Annotated in this window: 18 protein-coding genes; 8 read left to right on the forward strand and 10 right to left on the reverse strand. The window is 61.1% G+C overall.

The window, feature by feature from the left end; all coding sequences use genetic code 11:
* Nucleotides 1-4 precede the first annotated feature (4 nt).
* The gene (locus tag GQX66_RS24520) at nucleotides 5-1,114 is read right to left on the reverse strand and encodes a PilT/PilU family type 4a pilus ATPase (RefSeq protein WP_240871896.1); all 1,110 of its coding nucleotides are present in this window, start codon (nucleotides 1,112-1,114) and stop codon (nucleotides 5-7) included.
* 125 nt (nucleotides 1,115-1,239) lie between these two features.
* On the opposite strand from GQX66_RS24520, the gene GQX66_RS24525 reads away from it, so the two are divergent.
* Both GQX66_RS24525 and GQX66_RS24530 read left to right on the forward strand, forming a co-directional pair.
* A complete protein-coding gene (locus GQX66_RS24525; RefSeq protein ID WP_102686078.1) occupies nucleotides 1,240-3,777 on the forward strand; it encodes a PAS domain-containing sensor histidine kinase in 2,538 nt (845 codons plus the stop codon).
* Between the two features lie 50 nt (nucleotides 3,778-3,827).
* Nucleotides 3,828-4,103: a peptidylprolyl isomerase gene (locus tag GQX66_RS24530; protein ID WP_007952044.1), complete on the forward strand. Its 276-nt coding sequence runs from the start codon at nucleotides 3,828-3,830 to the stop codon at nucleotides 4,101-4,103.
* Nucleotides 4,104-4,152: 49 nt separating this feature from the next.
* Here the strand turns inward: GQX66_RS24530 and GQX66_RS24535 are convergent, their stop codons facing one another.
* The 9 genes from GQX66_RS24535 to GQX66_RS24575 all read right to left on the reverse strand — a co-directional run bounded on the left by GQX66_RS24535 (nucleotide 4,153) and on the right by GQX66_RS24575 (nucleotide 11,210).
* Entirely contained in the window at nucleotides 4,153-5,088 is a 936-nt protein-coding gene (locus GQX66_RS24535) for a sugar kinase (protein ID WP_240871897.1), read from the reverse strand.
* On the reverse strand, nucleotides 5,088-6,308 hold the full coding sequence (locus GQX66_RS24540) for an amino acid deaminase (protein ID WP_102718114.1): 1,221 nt from the start codon (nucleotides 6,306-6,308) through the stop codon (nucleotides 5,088-5,090). The genes GQX66_RS24535 and GQX66_RS24540 overlap by 1 nt, the downstream gene beginning before the upstream one ends.
* Before the next feature lie 39 nt (nucleotides 6,309-6,347).
* Nucleotides 6,348-7,112, reverse strand: a complete 765-nt coding sequence (locus GQX66_RS24545; RefSeq protein WP_085603279.1) for an IclR family transcriptional regulator — start codon at nucleotides 7,110-7,112, stop codon at nucleotides 6,348-6,350.
* A 228-nt stretch (nucleotides 7,113-7,340) separates the two neighbouring features.
* Complete coding sequence (locus GQX66_RS24550; RefSeq protein ID WP_007912330.1) at nucleotides 7,341-7,730, reverse strand: RidA family protein; 390 nt, start codon at nucleotides 7,728-7,730, stop codon at nucleotides 7,341-7,343.
* A 31-nt stretch (nucleotides 7,731-7,761) separates the two neighbouring features.
* The gene (locus tag GQX66_RS24555) at nucleotides 7,762-8,559 is read right to left on the reverse strand and encodes an amino acid ABC transporter ATP-binding protein (protein WP_240871898.1); all 798 of its coding nucleotides are present in this window, start codon (nucleotides 8,557-8,559) and stop codon (nucleotides 7,762-7,764) included.
* Nucleotides 8,556-9,218 (reverse strand): amino acid ABC transporter permease, encoded by a 663-nt coding sequence (locus GQX66_RS24560; protein ID WP_102686074.1) that lies wholly within the window; start codon nucleotides 9,216-9,218, stop codon nucleotides 8,556-8,558. Before GQX66_RS24560 ends, GQX66_RS24555 begins: the two co-directional genes overlap by 4 nt.
* 9 nt (nucleotides 9,219-9,227) lie before the next feature.
* Nucleotides 9,228-9,890: an amino acid ABC transporter permease gene (locus tag GQX66_RS24565; protein WP_007960243.1), complete on the reverse strand. Its 663-nt coding sequence runs from the start codon at nucleotides 9,888-9,890 to the stop codon at nucleotides 9,228-9,230.
* A gap of 51 nt (nucleotides 9,891-9,941) precedes the next feature.
* A complete protein-coding gene (locus tag GQX66_RS24570) occupies nucleotides 9,942-10,790 on the reverse strand; it encodes a transporter substrate-binding domain-containing protein (protein WP_102686073.1) in 849 nt (282 codons plus the stop codon).
* Nucleotides 10,791-11,063: 273 nt separating this feature from the next.
* Nucleotides 11,064-11,210 carry a hypothetical protein gene (locus tag GQX66_RS24575; protein ID WP_240871899.1) on the reverse strand — a complete coding sequence of 49 codons (147 nt, stop codon included), beginning with the start codon at nucleotides 11,208-11,210 and terminating at the stop codon, nucleotides 11,064-11,066.
* A 202-nt stretch (nucleotides 11,211-11,412) separates the two neighbouring features.
* On the opposite strand from GQX66_RS24575, the gene GQX66_RS24580 reads away from it, so the two are divergent.
* From GQX66_RS24580 to GQX66_RS24605, 6 genes are all read left to right on the forward strand, one after another.
* The gene (locus tag GQX66_RS24580) at nucleotides 11,413-11,844 is read left to right on the forward strand and encodes a thioredoxin family protein (RefSeq protein ID WP_102686072.1); all 432 of its coding nucleotides are present in this window, start codon (nucleotides 11,413-11,415) and stop codon (nucleotides 11,842-11,844) included.
* Between the two features lie 175 nt (nucleotides 11,845-12,019).
* Entirely contained in the window at nucleotides 12,020-12,184 is a 165-nt protein-coding gene (locus GQX66_RS24585) for a hypothetical protein (protein ID WP_158247720.1), read from the forward strand.
* The gene (nrfB, locus tag GQX66_RS24590) at nucleotides 12,181-14,355 is read left to right on the forward strand and encodes a cyclic di-3',5'-guanylate-activated glycosyltransferase NrfB (RefSeq protein WP_129973276.1); all 2,175 of its coding nucleotides are present in this window, start codon (nucleotides 12,181-12,183) and stop codon (nucleotides 14,353-14,355) included. Before GQX66_RS24585 ends, nrfB begins: the two co-directional genes overlap by 4 nt.
* On the forward strand, nucleotides 14,352-17,510 hold the full coding sequence (locus GQX66_RS24595) for a phage receptor (protein ID WP_240871900.1): 3,159 nt from the start codon (nucleotides 14,352-14,354) through the stop codon (nucleotides 17,508-17,510). Before nrfB ends, GQX66_RS24595 begins: the two co-directional genes overlap by 4 nt.
* Nucleotides 17,510-18,388, forward strand: coding sequence for a DUF4434 family protein (locus tag GQX66_RS24600; RefSeq protein WP_085745501.1), 879 nt, complete (start codon nucleotides 17,510-17,512; stop codon nucleotides 18,386-18,388). Before GQX66_RS24595 ends, GQX66_RS24600 begins: the two co-directional genes overlap by 1 nt.
* Nucleotides 18,372-19,448 carry a GGDEF domain-containing protein gene (locus tag GQX66_RS24605; protein WP_240871901.1) on the forward strand — a complete coding sequence of 359 codons (1,077 nt, stop codon included), beginning with the start codon at nucleotides 18,372-18,374 and terminating at the stop codon, nucleotides 19,446-19,448. The genes GQX66_RS24600 and GQX66_RS24605 overlap by 17 nt, the downstream gene beginning before the upstream one ends.
* Nucleotides 19,449-19,451: the final 3 nt, after the last annotated feature.

The following is a 19,451-nucleotide window of genomic DNA, read 5'->3' on the forward strand; positions in this document are numbered from 1 at the left end:
CCTGTCAGTCCATCAGTCCCCATTCGCCGGTCGAGGGCGGTGGGGACGGCATGGTGTCGGCGTGCAGCTTCAGACGCAGGCGCAGGTTATTCACCGAATCAGCATTTTTCAGGGCCTCGTCTTCATCGATCACCCCTTCTGCTACCAGCGCGAACAGTGCACCGTCAAAGGTCTGCATGCCCAGTTCTGCCGATTTTTCCATGATGGTTTTCAGCTCACCAAAATCATTGCGCCGGATCAGGTCGGCAATCGTCGGCGTGCCCAGCATCACCTCGGCGGCGGCCCGTCGCTGACCGTCCCGGGTTCGCACCAGACGCTGGGAGACGAACGCCTTGAGGTGATTGCCCAAGGCATGCAGCAATTGCGGGCGGCGCTCTTCGGGAAAGAAATTGATGATCCGGTCCAGCGCCTGATTGGCGTTGTTGGCGTGCAATGTCGACAGCACCAGATGCCCGGTTTCGGCGAAGGCCAGCGCATGTTCCATGGTCTCGCGATCACGGATTTCGCCGATCAGCACCACGTCCGGGGCCTGGCGCAGAGTATTTTTCAGCGCAGCGTGAAAGCTGCGGGTATCGACCCCGACTTCGCGCTGGTTGATGATTGATTTTTTGTGGCGATGGATGTATTCCACCGGGTCTTCAATGGTGATGATGTGCCCGCTGCTGTGGCGATTGCGATGGTCGATCAGCGCCGCCAGCGACGTGGATTTGCCCGAGTCGGTGGCGCCGACGAACAGGATCAGGCCTTGCTTGAGCATCACCGATTCGAGCAATACCGGCGGCAGTTTCAAATCTTCGAATCGCGGAATGTCGAGTTTGACGTTACGAATAACGATCGACACGTCATTGCGTTGTTTGAAGATGTTGACCCGGAAGCGGCCGATCCCGGTGCGGGAAATCGCCAGGTTCATTTCCAGATCCCGGTCGAACTCCCGTCGTTGTTCGGCGTCCATCAGGGAGACCGCGATACTGGCCACCTCACCGGGTTTGAAGGGCTGCTCGCTCAAGGGAGTGAGCACCCCGTCGAACCGCGCACTGGGTGGTGCGCCCGTGGACAGGAACAGATCCGAACCGTGACGGCTCGCCAGTTGTTTGAGCAGTGCGTCGATTTCCATGGCCAAAAGCACCTGCGAAGCTTTCAATGAACACAAGACCGCGCCGTGACGCGACGTGCCTTACAGCGTCTACCGCACTAGGATAGTAGACGCCGCCTCACCGACCGACGCCCAGGATTGATGTGATGAACGCTGTACCGAACACCAACGACGCCCAGGCATTGATTGCCCGCACCGACTGGAGCCGCAGCCCGCTGGGCGCCGCTGGCACCTGGCCACAGAGCCTGCGCACCGCGGTGGACATCGTGATTCACTCGCCGATGCCGATGCTGCTGTTGTGGGGCCCGCAACTCACCCAGATCTATAACAACGGCTTTGCACTGCTCGCCGGGAGCAAGCATCCGCACGCTTTCGGACAACCGGCGCACCAGATATGGCCGGAACTTAGAGACTTTACCGACCCGATTTACAGCGCCGTCCTACAAGGCCAGGTGCGAACCTACAGCGAACGGCGCTTTACCCTGCAACGTGACGGCCAGGACTCCGACTTCTGGCTGGATTTGACCTACAGCCCGATCCGCGACGAAAGCGCGCAAGTGGCCGGGATTCTGGTCACCGCCATCGAAACCAACGAACGCCGGCGCATCGCCCTGGAACTGCAGCAACGCTCCGAAGACAGTCTCAAGGCCCAGCGCGAAAGCGAAGAGCGCCTGCAACTGGCGCTGGCGGCCACCGATGCGGTCGGCACCTGGGATTGGGACATTGGCGAAGACCGCTTCATCGCCGATGCGCATTTCGCCCAGTTGCACGGTGTCGATCCGGCCCTGGCCGGTCAGTTGCCGATCAGCGAGTACCTGCACGGCGTGCACCCCGAAGACCGCGCTATGATCGCCCGCAGTATCAAGCATTGCATTACCCACGGCACCGAATACGCCGAGGAATACCGCCTGCTGCAAGCCAATGGCGAGCTGCGCTGGGTGTTCGCCCGCGGGCGCTGCTACAAGGATCATCACGGCCGGCCGATACGTTTTCTCGGCGCGGCGCTGGACCTGACCGAACGCAAGCACACCGAACAGGCACTGCGGCAAAGCCAGACCGAGCTGCAACTGATCATCAACGCCATGCCGATCCTGATCAGCTATGTCGACCACGAAGAACGCTTTCGCCTGAACAACGCCGCGTACCTCGACTGGTACGGGCTCACGCCGCAAGAGCTGTACGGTCGCACGATCCGTGAGGTGATCGGCGAAGAGGCCTATTTCCTGCGGGCGCCGTACATCGCCGAAGCACTCGCCGGTCGGCCCTGCTCGTTCAGCCTGTACACGCCGCACCGTGATGGCAGTCAGCGGCACGCCTTGATGAACTACCTGCCGCGCCACGGTGCGGATGGAGCAGTGAACGGTTTCTACATCTTCGTGATCGACGAAACCGAACGAAAAAAGACCGAAGAAGCCCTGCGCAACCTCAATGAAACTCTTGAGGAACGCGTCAGTGCGCGCACCGAACAACTGGCCCAGGCCAACCAGCGCTTGCAGAACGAAATGTTCGAACGCGAGCGCGCCGAAGATGCCTTGCGCCACGCGCAGAAAATGGAAGCGGTCGGCCAGCTCACCGGCGGCATCGCCCATGACTTCAACAACATGCTGACCGGCATCATCGGCAGCCTCGACCTGATGCAGCGCTACATCGCCAATGGCCGCGCCGATGAGATCGGCCGTTTCACTGACGCGGCGGTGTCCTCGGCCAACCGCGCGGCGGCACTGACCCACCGTCTGCTGGCGTTCTCCCGGCGTCAGTCGCTGGATCGCAAGACCCTCGACGTCAACGAGCTGATCCACTCGCTGGAAGACCTGATCCGCCGTACCAAGGGTGATCCGATCGAACTCAAGTTGCGCCTGGCCGACAATGTATGGCCGGTCAGCACCGATGTCAGCCAACTGGAAAACGCCCTGCTCAACCTGGTGATCAACGCCCGCGACGCCATGCCCGACGGCGGCGAGCTGTTGATCGAAACGGCCAACGTCTACCTCGACGGCAACGACATCACTACCCTCGAACCGGTCAAGGCCGGTGATTACCTGATGCTGGCGGTGAGCGACAACGGCACCGGCATGACGCCTTCAGTACGTTCCAAAGCGTTCGATCCGTTCTTTACGACCAAACCCATCGGGCAAGGCACCGGGCTCGGCTTGTCGATGATTTATGGCTTTGCCCAGCAATCGGGTGGGCACGTCAGCCTCGACAGCCTGCCGGGTCAGGGCACCTGCGTGCGCCTGTACTTGCCGCGCTTGTATGCACTGGAAGCGGAGCTGCCGGCAATCGAAGCGGTTGCCGAGGCCCCCGCTGTGGCGACCGGCGAGACCGTGGTGGTGGTCGAGGACGATCCGGCGGTGCGCATGCTGGTCATGGACCTGCTCAAGGAGCTGGGTTATCGCGCCCATGAAGCCGAAGACGCCAAGGGCGCCCTGCCGTTGCTCGAATCGGATCTGCGGGTTGACCTGCTGGTGACCGACGTCGGCCTGCCGGGCATGAACGGCCGGCAAATGGCGGAGATCGCCCGCCAGCATCGTCCGGGGCTCAAGGTGTTGTTCATGACCGGTTACGCGCAGAAAGCCGCCGAGCGCCAGGGCTTCCTCGAAGACGGCATGGACATGGTCGCCAAACCGTTTTCCATCGAACAGCTGGCCGGCAAGATCCGCACGATGATCAGCCAAAACCCGTGACTTGAGGCATAATCCGCGCCCCGCCGTCACCCCGCTACAGGTATTGCACGATGAAAGCCCAAGCCCGCCACATTCTGGTGAAGACCGCCGAAGAGGCTGAAAAACTCAAACAACGCATCGCCAACGGTGAGGCGTTCGATGTGCTGGCGAAGAAATTTTCGACTTGTCCATCCGGCAAGCGCGGCGGCGATCTGGGTGAAGTGCGGCCGGGGCAGATGGTCGGTGCGATCGATGCGGTGATTTTCAAAAAACCGCTGCGCACCGTGCACGGGCCGATCAAGAGCAAGTTCGGGTATCACCTGGTGCAGGTGTTTTACCGCGACTGATCCAGTGCCCTGAAGGCGCGGCTTTCGCCAACGCCTTCAGGGATCGGCATCAATCCCTGGGGATCAACGCCCCAGGCACTTGAATGACCTGACTGGCCAAGCGATGCCCCGCCTCCGCCGCCTGCACAGGGCTTGCGCCCGACAAGCGACTCGCCAGATACGCCGCACTGAACGAATCCCCCGCTGCCGTGGTGTCCACCACCTTCTCGACCTTCTGCGCCGGGACTTCGAACGCTTCCCCGTCGCAACGGATCAGACAGGCTTCGGCGCCGCGCTTGAGCACCACTTCCGGCGTGCCGATCTGCGCGTACGCTTCAAACACCGCGTCACAGTCTTCGAAATGGAACAGCGCCTGTTCGTCGTCCACCGTCAGCAACGCCAGATCGACATGGGGCAACACGCTGCGATACGCCGCCCGCGCCTCTTCCACCGAAGCCCACAGGCGTGGGCGGTAGTTGTTGTCGAAGACGATTCGCGCGTCACCCTGACGGGCTTCGATCAAGGTCTCGATCAGTTTTTCCCGACCTTGCGCGCCGAGCACCGCCAGCGTGATACCGCTGAAATACAGCACGTCGTAATCGGGCAGCGCTGCCAGAATCGGCGCGGCCGCCGGCGTGGTGAAGCAGTCGCGAACGGCGGCTTCGTTGCGCCAGTACAGAAAACGACGTTCGCCGGCGGCGTCGGTCTGGATGCAATACAGACCCGGCAGACGACCGGGCAAGCGCTGGACCAGATCCAGACCAATGCCTTCGTCGGCCCAACTGCGGCACATCGCGTCACTGAAGCTGTCGTCACCCAGCGCCGTGACGTAATCGACCTGCGCGTTGTCGCCCATGGCGCGGGACAGATAGACCGCCGTGTTCAGCGTGTCACCGCCGAAGCTCTGTTGCAGGCTGCCATCGGCACGTTGCTGGAGTTCGATCATGCATTCGCCGATCAGGGCGATGCGCGGGGTGTTCGGACCCAATGCACTGAGCGTGTTCATCAGAAGCAGGTTTCCATGGTTTCGATCACGGACAGCTGCTCGTCCACCAGCAGCCCTACGCGCCATTTGTCGAAGGTCAGGCACGGGTGCGAAGTGCCAAAGGAAATGATGTCGCCGACGCGCAATTCCACGCCCGGCGCCACGGTCATGAACGCGTGCTGGTCCATCACCGCCGTCACCTTGCAGGCGCCGACATCGTCGCCCACTGCCGGCAGCACGCCGGCCTTGTAACGCAGCAACGGCACCGGCATCCCGGCATCGAACGCCACGTCACGCTTGCCCAGGGCAATCACCGCGAAGCCCGGCTCCGGCAGCGACTGCACGTGCGCCCAGACTTCCAGCGCCGGGCGCAGGCCTTCGTGCAGATCGCTGCGACGGTCGAGTACGCAGCACTGCGCCTCTTTATAGATGCCATGGTCGTGAGCGACATAACTGCCGGGACGCAGCACGCTGAGGAAACGCCCGCCAGCGTTCTGCGCTTCGAATGATTCGGCGATCAGGTCGTACCACGCCGAACCCGACGCGGTGATGATCGGCTTGGCGATGGCGAACGCGCCGCTGTCCTGCAACTGCACCGCCAGGCGCACCAGCGAGGCCGCGAATTCACGGATGCCGCTGACGGCGTGATCGCCATGGATCACGCCTTCGTAACCTTCGATGCCGGTCAGGGCCAGCGCCGGTTGCGCGCCGATGGCCTTGGCCAGTTCGATGACTTCCTGCTCGCTGCGGCAACCGCAACGGCCGCCGACCACGCCGTATTCGATCATCACGTTAAGCCGCACGCCGCGCGATGCGAAATAAGCGCCCAGATCGGCGACGTTGTCCGGGTGATCGACCATGCAATAGAAATCGAAGCCGGAATCGGCCGCTAGCAGATCGGCGATCAGCGCCATGTTCGGCGTGCCGACCAGTTGGTTGGCCATCAGCACCCGACGTACGCCGTGGGCGTATGCAGCGCGGGTCTGGGTGGCGCTGGCCAGGGTGATGCCCCAAGCGCCGGCGTCGAGCTGACGACGAAACAGCGCCGGGGTCATGCTGGTCTTGCCGTGGGGCGCGAGTTCGGCGCCGCTGTCGCTGACGAATTTCTGCATCCAGCGGATGTTGTGTTCCAGCGCTTCGCGATGCAGCACCAGCGCCGGCAGGCTGATGTCACGCACCAGTTGCGCGCCGACGGCGGCATCGCCCTTTTCCACGGCAGCAGTGTTGTTGGCAGTCGTCATGGTCGAACTCCTCACAGTCGCGCCCGCAGGCAGGCGCGGTTATTCGTTGATTCGCCGGGCGAGGCTGTTGGCGCTCTCGATCAAGACCCGGCGATAGTCGTTGTAATTGTTCTTGGCATCGGCGCGCGGGGCGACGATGCACAGGGTGCAGATGGCCACGCCTTGAGGGTCTTTGACCGGGGCGGCGAAGCAATGGGTGAAGGTGTCGGCGACACTGTCGAAGGAGAAGAAACCGTCGATGCCGGCCTGACGGATTTCCGCCAGAAACGTCTCCATCGGCAGGCGTTCGCCACCCGGCAGAATGAAATCGTCTGGGTCGATCAGGTCACTGATCTGCTGATCGCTCAAGTGCGCCAGCAGCAGGCGCCCGGACGCGGTCCACGGGATCGGCGCGTTTTCACCGATATCGGAAGAAATGCGGAAATGCCGCTCGCCCTCCTTCATCAGCGCCACCGTGTATTTGCGCCCGTTGAGCAGGCACATCTGCGCGGTTTCCCGGGTCTGGCTGACGATCTCCTGCAAGGCGTGATCGGCTTCGCGACTGAGGTCGAAATGGCGCAAGTGCGCCTGGCCAAGGAAGTACAGCTGACGACCGAGATAGACGTGACCGTCCTTGCCCACCGGCTCCAGAATCCGCCGCTCGAGCAATGACGCCACTAGCTCGTAGACCGTGGATTTCGGGCTGCCGATGCCGTTGGCGATGTCGTTCGGACGCAGTGGCTGGCCGATCTCCTTGAGGAAATCGAGGATATCGAACGCCCGGTCCAGACCGCGTGCCCGGCGCTTGATGGTGTCTTCGGTCATTTCTGTTGTTCCCATAAAAGATGCCGGGGATGGTAACTGGCCCTTGGCGTTGTGTCAGTTGGATCGCAGCCCTCACCCCCCGCCCTCTCCCGGAGGGAGAGGGAGCCTGACCGTATCGATGCAAATGCCATCGTCTGGCACAACAATCTGCATCGATAGAGATCAGTCCCCTCTCCTGGGGGAGAGGGCCAGGGTGAGGGGGCTATGGCCTCAGCGACGCCACATCACTCAAGCCTTCTTCTTGTACGCAATGCAGTCGATCTCGACCTTGCAGTCGACCATCATGCTCGCCTGCACACAGGCCCGGGCCGGTGCGTGTTCGGGCTTGAAGTACTCGCCGAAGACCTTGTTGAAACTGCTGAAATCCCGCGGATCGTCCAGCCACACGCCGGCGCGTACCACGTCTTCCAGGCCATAACCGGCCTCTTCGAGAATCGCGATCAGGTTCTTCATGGTCTGGTGCGTCTGCTCGACGATGCCGCCCACAATGATCTCGCCATCCACCGCCGGCACCTGCCCGGAAACGTGCAGCCAGCCATCGGCCTCAACAGCGCGGGCGAATGGACGTGGCTGGCCGCCAGCGGCGGTGCTGCCGGTGCCGTAACGAGTAATGCTCATGGGTGTTTCTCCTGATTGAAAAAGTGAAAAGTCAGAACCGCGTGCTTTTGAGAAATTCCGCCAGCCGCGGCGATTGAGGACGCTCGAACAGTTCCTTGGGAGGCCCCTGCTCTTCGATGCGCCCCTGATTCATGAAAACGATCTTGTCCGAGACCTCGAACGCAAAACGCATTTCGTGGGTCACCAGCAACATGGTCATGCCGTCCTCGGCCAGGCCCTTGATCACGTTCAGCACTTCGCCGACCAGTTCCGGGTCGAGGGCCGAGGTGACTTCGTCGAACAGCATCAGGCTCGGGTTCATCGCAATCGCCCGGGCAATCGCCACGCGCTGCTGCTGACCGCCGGACAACTGGCCGGGAAAGTGATTGCGCCGCTCCAGCAGGCCGACCCGCTCCAGCCATTTCTCGGCCAGGACCACGGCTTCGTCCTTGTGCATCTTTTTGACTTTCAGCAGGCCGAGCGTGACGTTCTGCAACGCGGTGAGGTGCGGGAACAGGTTGAATTGCTGGAACGCCATGCCGGTCATCGCTCGATGACGGGCAATGATTTTTTCCGGGTGGCGCACGCGCTTGCCGTTGAGTTCGTCATAGCCGATGGATTCGCCGTCGAGCAGGATCTGCCCGCCCTGGAATTCCTCCAGCATGTTCACGCAGCGCAGCAGCGTGGTCTTGCCCGAGCCGCTGGAGCCGATCAGCGTCACCACGTTGCCGCGCTGCATGCTCAGGTCGACACCCTTGAGCACTTCGACCGCGCCGTATTGTTTGTGCAGGCCACGGATGTCCAGCAGCGGCTGACCGTTCTGGACGTTGGAAACTTGAGCTTGAGTCATGGCAGGGCCACCCGCTTTTCAATGTGCCGGCCGAGTAATTCGATGCCGTAGTTGATGACGAAGAACAGAAAACCGGCGAACAGGTAAAACTCCAGGGTCATGAACGTCCGGGCGATGATCTGCTGGGTGCTGAGCAACAGCTCGGCCACGCCGATCACCGACAGCAAGGTCGACGCCTTGACGATTTCCGTGGACGAATTGACCCAGGTCGGCAGGATCTGCCGCAGCGCCTGCGGCAACAGCACGTAACCGAGAGACTGATAGAACGTCAGGCCGATGGCCTTGCCGGCTTCCATCTGCCCGCGTGGCAATGCCTGCAACGCACCGCGCACGATCTCGGCGACGTGGGAGCCGCAAAACAGCGTCAGCCCAAGTGCTCCGGCCTGAAACGCGCTGATCTGCCAACCGAGCGCCGGTGCCATGTAGAAGCACGCCAGCACCAGCACGAACACCGGGGTGCCGCGAATCAGGTCGACATAAAAACGGAACGGCGCGCGCATCCAGAACTTGCCGTAGGTCAGCACCAGCCCGGCGAATACGCCGATAAACGTGCCGAACAGAATCGCCAGCGCCGACACCTGCACGCTGGTCAGAAAGCCTTGCCACAAGGCTTCGCGGGCAATCCACAACTCATGCAACCAACTGGGGGATTCGTACATCGCAGCCTCCTATCGGCGGATCGCCAGACGCTGCTCGAGGTAACGCAGCAGCATGGCAATGAGGTAACAGGCCGCGACATACAACGCCGTGGTCACCAGCCAGGTTTCGATCACCCGGTAGCTTTCGACGTTGATCTTGCGCGCGTAATAGGTCAGCTCCGGCACCGCGATCGCGGCGGCCAGCGAGGTGTCCTTGAACAGCGAAATGAAGTTGTTCGACAGCGCCGGCAGCACGTTGCGCAACATCACCGGCACGGTGACGTAGGCTTTCACCTGCCACTCGCCCAGACCGATAGCCAGCCCCGCTTCGCGCTGGCCCTTGGGAATGCTCAGCAAACCGCCGCGGAACACTTCGGTCAGGTACGCCCCGGCATACAGCGAAAGCGTGATGATGAACGACGGGATCTTGTCCAGCCGGATTCCCAGGCTTGGCAACGCAAAGTAGATCAACAGAATCAACACCAGAATCGGCGTGTTACGGATCACCGTCACATACACCGATGCCAGCACCCGCAAGGCGCGATGCCTGGACAGCAAGGCAAACGCCATCAGCAGGCCGATCACGCAGCCGATGGCGATCGACACCAGCGCCAGTTCGAGGCCCAGACCGAGCCCCGCCAGCAAGGTGTCGAAATCGCGCCACACGGCGGCAAAGTTCAACTGATAGTTCATGGTCGGCAGTACCTTGAGCGGGGCGCATCAGGGCGCCCCACTCTCACGGGATCATTTGAATTCGACAGGGAAACCGATGGCCGGCGATGGCAGATCCACGCCGAACCATTGCTTGAACGACGCGGCATAAGTCGGGAACTCGACGCCGGTCATGGCCTCATGAAGGGCGGTGTTGACGAAGTTCAGCCAGTCCTGATCGCCACGTTTGACGGCGCACGCGTAGGTCTGCGGGCTCCAGGCGTACGTCGGGCTGCGGTAGCGGCCAGGGTTCTGCACCATCAGGTATTTGACCGAAGACTGGTCGGTGGCGGCGGCATCGGCGCGACCGGAGTTCACCGCCTGGTACATAAGATCAACGCTGTCGTACTGATCGACCTTGGCCTTGGGCAGCGCCTGATGCACCAGCTCCTCGGCGTACACGTTCTGCAGCACGGCCACGGTCACGCCGTCACCACCGGCCTGCAGGTCTTCGATTTCCTTGTATTTGCTGTTGTTCGGCAGCAGCAGGCCGACGCCTTCGCGGTAGTACGGCAGGGTGAACGCCACTTGCTGCGCACGGCTGGCGGTGACGGTGATGAACTGGCAGCTCATGTCGACCTTGTCGGTCAGCAGGTTGGGAATCCGCGCATCGGAAGACTGCACAACAAACTCGACCTTGCTCGGGTCGTTGAACAGACCTTTGGCGACGATCCGGGCGATGTCGATATCAAAGCCCTGCAACTTGCCGTCCGCGCCCTGGAAGTGCCACGGCGCATTGGTGCTGCCGGTGCCCACAATCAGTTTTCCACGGGCCAGGACGCTGTCGAGCTTGCTGTCAGCCGCCTGGGCCATACCCACGACAGCGGACGAAGCCGCGAGAACAAAAACACACGCTTTGAACAAGGAAGGTCGGCGATGCATGGCAAGCACTCCAGGAAGTTGTTTATTCCGCTATACCGGAACACGGTTTGTTACTACGGAATAGACAGCAGAAAGTGTGCCACAGGATTCGCGGGGAATCTGCAATGGATTGAAAATTCTGAGGAATCAAAGAGATATGTAAAAAGAAAAAATAGAGGAACAGTGAGAGAGCGGAGCGTGCGCTACCGTTGGCTACAACAATGCGGGTAGCAGGTTCCCAGTCGGTGCACGGGTGATCGATTCAGGGGCAGTGTTTATTTCCGAGAACCAACCTCAAAGGTCGTCTATCGAAACTTTTATGGTCGGATCATTTTCCCACTCCTTGCAGAGAGCTATCAGCTCCAGATCCTCAAGGCGATTCATAAGCTCCTCATCAGTTTGTACTACGGAAACTGCTTTAAAACCTGCGTCGCTGCCCATCAGGAGCTCCTTTGATAAATGTCTGAAAACGATACCAGCTGCTTGGCCTTTGCGGACCTGAGTCTTCTGAGGGAATGCTCTTGCATCAAAGTAGGACGAAATCATCCTTTGTAGGACCTACCTGTAATTTCTGACAGTAGACCGCCGTTTTGCCCTGCTTTAACGTCAAAGGCCTTCCAGACTCATTGATCAGGAGGCTCCAATGAGAACCCGTCCCCCCCACACAACGTTGCACCCCGCCTACCGCAAAGTGTTGAAGGGATGGCGTCCAGTGATTCTGTATTTCTACAGCGAGCACTGCGGTGCCTGTACCTATGCCAGCCCGGTTTTTCGTGAAATCGCGGAGCCTTATCGACTTCGGGCGAACATCTACATGCTCGAAGCGGAAAAGTCGCCCAATATTTCTCATGTCGACGGATTCCCTACGGTGCTTTTCTTTCAGGACGGGAAACTGCGGAAAAAACTCAAAGGCATTGGAGATGAAAGATCCCTTCATGAGCATTTCGCCGAACACATCGGCAAGGTGAAAGCACCCGCCACTTGCCGCAAACCCCGACACACCCTCTCCTGGCTGCACCACACCCTCAGCACCCTCTGCACCATCCCCCGCGCAAAACGATGGAACTTTTCCTGAAAGTGCCACCTAAGAGCCATCATGAAATGGCACCGTCGTTCCAATTGATCTGTAACAACTAGCCTCGAAGCCGGATTGGACAAGCTCCCATCCGGCTGCTTTTCTTTATTTCTCAGAAAGAGATAAGTGCTGCCGGCCCTTTGGCCGCGGCCTTGCTTCGTCCCAGGAGGGGTCAATGTCCTTTAATGTCATGATGGTTTTCGGTACTCGCCCGGAGGCCATCAAAATGGCCCCGCTGGCCCGGGTTCTGCGTCAGTGGCCCGACATCACACTCAACATCTGTTCCAACCGCCTCTACGCCTGGCTGAGCGCACGCTCGGCGGCGGGTAAAGGGGTATGAGTCTGGGGTGGGTCGATTTTTTCGCGTATGTGCTGTTCGGTCTCAAATATGTGGCGATTGCCCTCGCCCTGTTGATGTTCATCCTCGGCCTCGATGACCTGTTCATCGACCTCGTTTACTGGAGCCGCAAATTCATCCGGCGCTGGCGGATCTACGAGAAATTCAAGCGTGCCGACGAGGAACGCCTGTATTCGATTCCCGAGAAACCGCTGGCAATCATGGTGCCGGCGTGGAACGAAGTCGGCGTGGTCGGTGAAATGGCGCGTCTGGCCGCCTCGACCATCGACTACGAGAACTATCAGATTTTCGTCGGCACCTACCCCAACGACGCCGAAACCCAGGCCGATGTCGACGCGGTCTGCCAGCACTACCCCAACGTGCACAAAGTGGTGTGCGCCCGCCCCGGCCCGACCAGCAAGGCCGACTGCCTGAACAACATCATCGACGCGATCCTGCGCTTCGAGAGCGAGGCGAAAATCCAGTTCGCCGGGTTCATCCTGCACGACGCCGAAGACGTGATTTCGCCGATGGAATTGCGCCTCTACAACTACCTGTTGCCGAACAAGGACCTGATCCAGATACCGGTCTACCCCTACGCGCCGGAGTGGAAAGGCTTCACCGCCGGGCACTACGTCGATGAGTTCGCCGAGAACCACGGCAAAGACGTCATCGTCCGCGAAGCCCTCACCGGCCAGGTGCCCAGCGCCGGCGTTGGCACTTGCTTCAGCCGTAAAGCCATCAGCGCCCTGCTGGAAGACGGCGACGGCATTGCCTTCGATGTGCAGAGTCTCACCGAGGACTACGACATCGGTTTCCGCCTCAAACAGAAAGGCATGAAATGCATCTTCGCCCGTTATTCGGTCAGCGATCCGAAACTGGCGTTGGAGCAACCCTGGGTGTTCGGCATGAACCGCGAATTCTCCCAGGTGATCTGTGTCCGGGAACACTTCCCACGTGACTTGCAACACGCAATCCGGCAGAAATCGCGGTGGATTGTCGGCATCGTGTTCCAGGGCACCAAGAACCTCGGCTGGAGCCGCAAGGGTCTTCTCAACTACTTCCTGTGGCGCGACCGTCGCGGGCTGATCGCCTACCTGCTGAGTTTTTTGGTGAACCTGCTGTTCCTGGTACTGCTGGCGATGTGGGCGGTGACGATCATTTCCCCGGACTCGTGGCGCTATCCCTCGATCCTCGCTGACAGTTCGCTGCTGTCGGTGCTGCTGTGGCTCAACGGCCTGATGCTGCTCAATCGCCTGTTCCAGCGCGGCTGGTTTGTCACCCGCTATTACGGTCTGGTCGAAGGTCTGCTGTCGGCGCCGCGCATGATGTGGAGCAACTTCGTCAATTTCTTCGCCAACCTGCGTGCCCTGCGTCAGGTCATGGAAATGGGTGACTCACGACGTGTGGCCTGGGACAAGACCACCCATGAATTCCCGGCGCTGACCAAGGCACAGCGCACGCCGCTCGGCCATCGACTGGTGGAAAAGGGTCTGCTTACCGAAGAGCAACTGGAAGCGGCAATCACCAGCCCCGTACGCCGTCGACTCGGCCGCGAACTGTTGCTGCGTGAGTACATCGACAGCACTCAGCTGGTTCAAACCCTCGCCGAGCAGCTTGATCTGGAATGGGCGCCGCTCAATCCGTTCAAGCTCGACAAACGCCTGATCGATGCCGTACCGCGCCGGGTCGCCTCCCACTACGGCATTTTGCCGGTGGCCGAAGAAGGCGACACCCTGATTCTGGCCTCCGAAGGCCCGGTCAGTCAGGTCTCGCTCGGCGCCATCAGCCGTCAATTGAAACGCCCGGTGCGCAGCCGTCTCGCACCTCAGGGCCGCGTCACATTGGGGATTCGTTACTGGTACGCCAGCCCCCGCCAGAATGAGGAAGTGCGTCATATGCTCGAAGTGCTTGAGCGCCATCAGGACGATGAAGCCCTGCTGGAACGGGTCAGCCGCCATCAGGTGCTGCTGGGCAATCTGTTGCAGGTGCGCGGCATGGTGCCGCCGACCCTGTTCAATCAGGCGCTGATCGACTTCGATGCCGAGAAGATGTCACTCGGTGAACACCTGATTTCCCGGGGCATGATTACCCAGGAAGTACTGGAACAGGCCCTGGCCGATCAGGCCAGCGAACAGCAAGCCGCCTACCGCATTGTCCGGGAGGTCGCATGAAGCCTGTGCATCGTCAAACCTTGCTGATGGGCAGCCTGCTGCTGGGCCTGAGCACCGCGTATCCGCTGCAGGCTGCACCGCTGAGCGACTTTGAACAGTTCCGCAGCTACCCCTACATGGACCGCAGTTATCGCGAGGCGAAAAAGGGCAACTGGAAAGAAGTCGAACGACTGATGCGCCACTTGCTGGAAAAGGTCCCTAAAAACGACGAAGCCCGGGCGCTGCTGGTAGAGTCCCTGGCCAAGCAACGTCGTTACAAGGAAGCGCTGCAAGCATTGCCGGACAACAGCGATGCCCTGCTCGACCTGCGCCTGACCTGGATCGAACAGGATCCGCCCACCAGCTCTCAAGTTGAAGACTGGATGGCCACCAGCAGCCTGAATGACCGTGTGCGTCTGTGGCAGGCCTACAGCCTGAGCCTGGCCAAGTTCGGCGGCGCGGCCAAGGCCCATGACTGGTTGGCACAACTGGCGCCCAAGGGTGACGACAACATCTTGCGCCTGGCCCGCGCCAACTGGTCGGAGCAACTGCGCGACTGGAGCGGCACCATCGACCAACTGGCGCCGCTGGCCGCACGCAAACAACTCGACGCCGAAGGCTGGCAACGGCTGGCCAACGCTTACGTGCAGCGTCTCGATGAAAAGCCGCTGCAGCAACTGCTGCAACAGGCGCCGAGTCCCGAGGCCGCACGCAACATTCGCCTGGCGATGGTCGACCGCGCCATCGCCATGGGCCACGAGCAACAGGCCCAACGCTGGATGCAGTCGCTGCCGGCCAGCGATCTCGCCGATCCGGCGCAGCGTCAGCGTCTGTGGGAACTGGCGCGCAAGACCGAAGACGTGCCCACCGTGCAGCGCCTGAGCAACGATCTGCAACGGCCTTGCCTGGAAACCGCGGAATGGCTGTCGCGCCAGGATCCGGAAGCGGCACTCAAGCAACTGCGCAGCTGTACGCCGACGGACGACCCACAGACCTGGCTGATACTCGCCCAGCGCCTGCAAGCCTCGGATCTATTGCAAAGCACCCGTCTACCGGAGCCTTGGGACAGTCGACGACAAACACAGGTGCTCGACATCTGGCAGGAGCAAGGTCGCAGTGCCGAAGTCAACGCCTGGCTGGCCGGTCAGAAACAGACGCCCGATATCGTCAAGCGCCGTGCGGAACTGACGCAGCGCATGGGACGGATGATCGAAGCGGAGACCCTGTGGGAACTGCATTACCGACAGACCGACAATCTTTCCTCGCTCAATCAGGCCACCTATCTTGCGGTAAATGCCGGTGATCGGGCGCACGCTCAACAGTTGCTGGAATCTGCGTTCGATCGTCATGACGGGCGTTTGCCGGCGACGGCGTTGCAGCGTCTGGTCGGCTTGTATGCCGCAGCGCCCTCCACGACGCCGGAGCAACAGCGACGCATGGCGCTCCTGCTCAACCGGGTGGACGGTGCCACGCGCGGCCAACTGCTCGCGCAACTTGCGGAGACCGGCCAGTGCGACGCCGTGCAGCAAGCCATCGGCAGCCACCCGCAAGCGGCTGGCGATTACCGCGCGCTCGGTCGCTGCGCCATGCCTGATCGCCCGGGTGAAGCCGTCGTCTATTACCAGCAGGCTGAAAAGCTCGGCGATCGCGGCAGTCGTCTGCCGCTGGCCTATGCCCTGGAAGCGGCCGGTGATTCTGCCGGTGCACTGACGATCTGGCGCAGCATCCCGACCGCCGAACTCAGCGACAACGCGCGTCTGACGGCCAGTCGCAGCGCGCTGAATGTCGGCGACAGCCAGACCGCAGAAACCTACTGGCAACAAAGCACCACTCGCGGCGCCAATGAGTGGGCCCTCGGCGCAGCCATCGCCGACGCACGGGGTGATCACGCCCAGGCACTGCAACGTCAGCGTCAGGCCCTGCAACAGACACCGGATGCCGGGCACTTCTACGCCGCGTCGGTCACCGCGCAAAAGGCCGGAGACTTGCCACAAAGCACCGCGTGGCTGGCCGAAGCGGTACGCCGCGAGCCGAACAACCCGCGTTATCGCGCCGACTACGGCATGCGTCTGGCCGGTGCCGAAACCCGCGAAGAGCGCGCCACGGCGATTCCGTATCTGCAACAGGCGACCCGGGATTTCCCCGAGGATTACCGTCTCGGCGAAACCCTGGCCTGGCGCTACGACGAAGTCGAAGACAGCGCCTCCGCGCGCAAGGAACTGCGCCGCGTGATCGATCTGGAGCAGAACCCGGTGGCAGCCGATGACGAAGACGGCAGCATGGAGGCCCGCCGTTATCGCCAGCGCCGTGCCCATGAAACCTTGTCACGGCGTGACAGCCGGACGATTGCCAGCACCTGGTCGCCGGCCGGGATCTCGACCAACGACTTCGTGCGCCCGGACGACAGCAAAGGTTCACGCCGTCGCTCGGATTCGCAGAATGTGCAATTGGCAATGTGGGACCACGCCTTGGGCGAAGAACCAAGCCGCGCCGGCAGCACGCTGTCGGTGTACGGTCGCGTCCTGCTGGGCGGACAAGGTCGCTCAAGTTACGCCGAGTCCCTCGCCGCCGGTGTCGGCCTGCGCTACAAACCGTGGGGCACACAGAACATCAACTTCTACGGCGAGATCTACAAGCAGAGCCAGCTCGACGATGACGACAGTCACAGCCTGAGCCTCGGCCAGATGCTGGTGCCGGAAAAGCTGTTCGATCAGGTCAACGATCACCGCAAGGACGGTCACACCACCACTGATTACCTGCTGCGCGCCACCGCCTCATTCCTCGATCAGGGCAAGTACCGCAACGACTGGCGGGTCGATGAAAACGATTGGGACGAGCGTTTTCTCTACCTCGACGCCGCGTGGTGGACCAAGGCCGGCGATCACCAGTGGCTGTCGCGCTTCCAGCAAGGTCACGCCTGGAAACTTCCCGACAGTGGCGCCCAGACGATCATGCCTTACGGCTTCCTCGAGTTTGCCAGCCAGGACCCGAGCAACGACTGGCGCCAGGACCTGCGCACCGGTGTCGGTCTGCGCTGGCAATGGTGGTACGACGAGGATCGTTACAACGCCTACCGGTCGAAACTGACGGTTCGCACCGAATATCAACAGTCGCTGGGCGGCAATCTGTATGAAGGCGGCAACGGTGTGCTGCTGGGCGTGGAGTGGAATTTCTGATGGCTCGATGGATGTTGTGTTTGTGTCTGCTGATGAGTGCCACTGTCGCCAAGGCCGATGAGCGTGTCTTCTATCAGCCGCTGAATGTCGATGCCGGCCTGACCCAGGCGCAGTGGCAGAAAGTCTGGCAAGACACCGCGAAGCAAGGCACGCGAACCGTGATCGTCCAGTGGACGGCCTATGGCGACTCGGACTTCGGCGGCGCCAATGGCTGGCTCGCCAACAGCCTGAAACTCGCTCAGCGGGAAGGTCTGCAACTGGTGCTCGGCCTGGCGATGGACCCGGCCTACTACAAACGCATCGATGAACTGGACAGCGCCGGTCTCGGCGCCTACTGGCAGGCACAACTGGGCCAGTCACTGGCCCAGCAGCAGAAGCTCCGCCAGGACTGGAAGCTGCAGGTCAGCGGGTGGTATCTGCCGCTGGAACTGGACGACCTGCACTTTCTGGCGGCAGATCGACGGGCCACACTTCAGCGCCAATTGAAGGACTTTGCCGCGAAGCTGGATGCGCCGCTGCATGTCAGCGCCTTCAGTGCCGGCAAGCTGGCCCCGGCGGTCAACGGTCAATGGCTGGGCGAATTGACGGCGGCGGGTGCGCAGATCTGGTGGCAGGACGGCGCGGGCACCGGTCGTTTGTCACCGCTGGTGCGCAACGGTTACGCCAGTGCACTGCCCTGCTCCGTGGGTATCGTGCGCGAAGCCTTTCGGCAGGTCAGCCGCGAGGGCGAACCCTTCCGTGCCGAGCCGGCCAGCCCGGATGCGACCTCGACCGGCTGCCATCAGAACGCGGTGTTTTCCCTGCGCTACCGACCGTGGGGTTCGGTCATCCTCGATAATCAACGCAAGCATCCGGGCAGCAATGTACAAAACCATTGAAGACGAAGTCCTGAAGAAGACCGCGCCCGCCGAACTGTGGAGCGAGTTCATTCAGCATGAATTCGAGCGGCTGCACACATTCTGCCTGCTGATTTATCTGGCAAGCATCAGTGTCTGGATTGTCTTCGATCTGATCGTCAGTTTCCTTGGAGGCCAGGGTTTTACCTGGCGATCGATGGTGTTTCTGACGGTGTTTTCGATTCAGGCGGTCATTCTGCTGTTCACGCGAAAGGCCGCCCATTTCGACATCCTGAACATCCTGTTCGTCGTTGCCATGACCGTTGGTGTGCGACTGCTGATCGACGGCCTGCCCGCCAGTTTTCAACCTGCGTGGCTGGTGCTGGGCGCCTCGAGCATGCTTTACAGCATTTCGGTTCTGCCCATCAGTCGCTGGTCGTTCTACACCTCGCAAGGGGTGATATGGCTGGTGCTCAATCCGTTTTTTGGTACCGAAGTCGGGCTGTTCGAACTCAAAGGCGTGATGACCATCGCTTACGCCGTGTTTCTCTGCGGGTTGACGATCTATACGTTTTTGAAGCTGCGCGAGGCCAAGCTCTACAACTACATCATGTCCAAGCTGTTGCTGGACCAGGCCTATATCGACACCCTCACCGAAATTCCCAACCGTCGCTCATTCATGACCCGCGCCGGAAAAACCCTGCAAGCCGTGCCGCGCGAACACGACCATTACCTGGCGATGATCGACATCGACAACTTCAAGAAAGTGAATGATGTGTACGGCCACGACATCGGCGATGAGGTGCTCAAGCGCATCGCGGCGGACATCAAAACCGTGATGTCACGCTTCGAATATGCACGATTGGGCGGTGAGGAGTTTGCGATCTATCTGGCCGGTGTGCGCCGCGAGGATGTCGAGGCGCTGGCCGGAGAATTGTGCCGGGTGGTGCGTGAGCAACCGACCCGGCACCCGGTGACCATCAGCATCGGTCTGGCCCGGGTCGAAGATGGCGACACCCTCAACCAGGCGCTGATCAAGGCTGACGAAGCACTGTACGAGTCAAAGCATACCGGCAAGGACCGGTACACTTTTCATCAGTGAGGC

Origin of the sequence: Pseudomonas sp. B707, assembly GCF_022496685.1 — a bacterium.
Taxonomy (GTDB): Bacteria; Pseudomonadota; Gammaproteobacteria; order Pseudomonadales; family Pseudomonadaceae; genus Aquipseudomonas; species Aquipseudomonas paraglycinae.

What these genes read in the sequence shown, in the direction of transcription:
- nrfB (WP_129973276.1), top strand. Translation starts at nt 12,181, where the DNA reads ATGAGTCTGGGGTGGGTCGATTTTTTCGCGTATGTGCTGTTCGGTCTC.
- GQX66_RS24545 (WP_085603279.1), bottom strand. Translation starts at nt 7,112, where the DNA reads ATGACCGAAGACACCATCAAGCGCCGGGCACGCGGTCTGGACCGGGCG.
- GQX66_RS24555 (WP_240871898.1), bottom strand. Translation starts at nt 8,559, where the DNA reads ATGACTCAAGCTCAAGTTTCCAACGTCCAGAACGGTCAGCCGCTGCTG.
- GQX66_RS24525 (WP_102686078.1), top strand. Translation starts at nt 1,240, where the DNA reads ATGAACGCTGTACCGAACACCAACGACGCCCAGGCATTGATTGCCCGC.
- GQX66_RS24580 (WP_102686072.1), top strand. Translation starts at nt 11,413, where the DNA reads ATGAGAACCCGTCCCCCCCACACAACGTTGCACCCCGCCTACCGCAAA.
- GQX66_RS24560 (WP_102686074.1), bottom strand. Translation starts at nt 9,218, where the DNA reads ATGTACGAATCCCCCAGTTGGTTGCATGAGTTGTGGATTGCCCGCGAA.
- GQX66_RS24550 (WP_007912330.1), bottom strand. Translation starts at nt 7,730, where the DNA reads ATGAGCATTACTCGTTACGGCACCGGCAGCACCGCCGCTGGCGGCCAG.
- GQX66_RS24570 (WP_102686073.1), bottom strand. Translation starts at nt 10,790, where the DNA reads ATGCATCGCCGACCTTCCTTGTTCAAAGCGTGTGTTTTTGTTCTCGCG.
- GQX66_RS24600 (WP_085745501.1), top strand. Translation starts at nt 17,510, where the DNA reads ATGGCTCGATGGATGTTGTGTTTGTGTCTGCTGATGAGTGCCACTGTC.
- GQX66_RS24530 (WP_007952044.1), top strand. Translation starts at nt 3,828, where the DNA reads ATGAAAGCCCAAGCCCGCCACATTCTGGTGAAGACCGCCGAAGAGGCT.
- GQX66_RS24565 (WP_007960243.1), bottom strand. Translation starts at nt 9,890, where the DNA reads ATGAACTATCAGTTGAACTTTGCCGCCGTGTGGCGCGATTTCGACACC.
- GQX66_RS24535 (WP_240871897.1), bottom strand. Translation starts at nt 5,088, where the DNA reads ATGAACACGCTCAGTGCATTGGGTCCGAACACCCCGCGCATCGCCCTG.
- GQX66_RS24540 (WP_102718114.1), bottom strand. Translation starts at nt 6,308, where the DNA reads ATGACGACTGCCAACAACACTGCTGCCGTGGAAAAGGGCGATGCCGCC.
- GQX66_RS24575 (WP_240871899.1), bottom strand. Translation starts at nt 11,210, where the DNA reads ATGGGCAGCGACGCAGGTTTTAAAGCAGTTTCCGTAGTACAAACTGAT.
- GQX66_RS24585 (WP_158247720.1), top strand. Translation starts at nt 12,020, where the DNA reads ATGTCCTTTAATGTCATGATGGTTTTCGGTACTCGCCCGGAGGCCATC.
- GQX66_RS24595 (WP_240871900.1), top strand. Translation starts at nt 14,352, where the DNA reads ATGAAGCCTGTGCATCGTCAAACCTTGCTGATGGGCAGCCTGCTGCTG.
- GQX66_RS24605 (WP_240871901.1), top strand. Translation starts at nt 18,372, where the DNA reads ATGTACAAAACCATTGAAGACGAAGTCCTGAAGAAGACCGCGCCCGCC.
- GQX66_RS24520 (WP_240871896.1), bottom strand. Translation starts at nt 1,114, where the DNA reads ATGGAAATCGACGCACTGCTCAAACAACTGGCGAGCCGTCACGGTTCG.